General features: G+C 61.8%; 1 protein-coding gene. It reads left to right on the top strand.

Translation table 11 applies throughout. The features are described 5' to 3' along the window. Positions 1 to 50: 50 nt before the first annotated feature. A partial coding sequence (locus A2I95_RS40590) for an acyl-CoA dehydrogenase (RefSeq protein ID WP_291737972.1) occupies positions 51 to 1,153 on the top strand: 1,103 nt, incomplete at its 3' end.

The following is a 1,153-nucleotide window of genomic DNA, read 5'->3' on the forward strand; positions in this document are numbered from 1 at the left end:
CGCAAGGCGCCTACTCTGACCATCAACAGATTTGCCGAAGGAAGACCGCCATGCAGTTCGGGATGACCGAAGAACAGACGATGATCGTCGAGACCACCCGCGCCTTCGTGGAAAAGGAGCTCTATCCGCATGAGGCGGAGATCGAGCGCACTGGCCATCTGGACATGGATGTGATCCGTGAGGTGCAGAAAAAGGCGATGGACGCGGGACTCTATGCCGCCAACATGCCTGAGGAAGTCGGCGGCGCCGGTCTCGATACCCTGAGCTGGCTGATGTATGAAAAAGAGCTGGGCCGCGCCAACTACGCGCTGCATTGGACCGGTGTGGCGCGCCCGTCGAACATCCTGCTGGCGGGCACTGATGAGCAGAAGGAAAAGTACCTGTTCCCTTGTATGAAGGGCGAGAAATGGGACTGCCTGGCGATGACCGAGCCGGATGCGGGCTCCGACCTGCGCGGCATGAAAGCGACCGCGCGCCAGGACGGCGATGACTGGATCCTGAACGGCACCAAGCATTTCATCAGCCACGCCGATATTGCCGATTTCGCCATCTGCTTCATGGCAACCGGCGTCGAGGACACCCCGCGCGGGCCGAAGAAAAAGATCACCGCCTTCTTTGTCGACAAGGGCACACCCGGGTTCGAGGTGCGCGACGGCTATGGCAACGTCAGCCACCGCGGCTACACCAACGCGGTGCTGGAGTTCGACGACTGCCGCCTGCCGTCCTCGGCCATTTTGGGTGAGGTCGACAAGGGGTTTGAAGTTGCCAACACCTGGCTGGGCGCCACCCGCCTGCAAGTGGCCGCCACCTGCCTGGGTCGGGCGGAACGCGCACTGCAGCATTCGGTGGAATATGCCGCCGAGCGCAAGCAGTTCGGCCAGCAGATCGGCAAGTTCCAGGGCATCTCCTTCAAGCTGGCGGATATGGCGCTGGAGCTGAAGGCAGCAAACCTGTTGACCTGGGAAGCCGGCTGGAAATTCGACCAGGGCACCGTCACCGAGAGCGACATGTCGATGGCCAAGCTGAAGGCAACCGAGATGCTGGCCTTTGTCGCCGATGAAGCAATCCAGATTCATGGCGGCATGGGCCTGATGGACGAGCTGCCGCTGGAACGTATCTGGCGCGATGCGCGGGTCGAGCGTATCTGGGAGGG

It is taken from the genome of Leisingera sp. F5 (assembly GCF_001593695.1).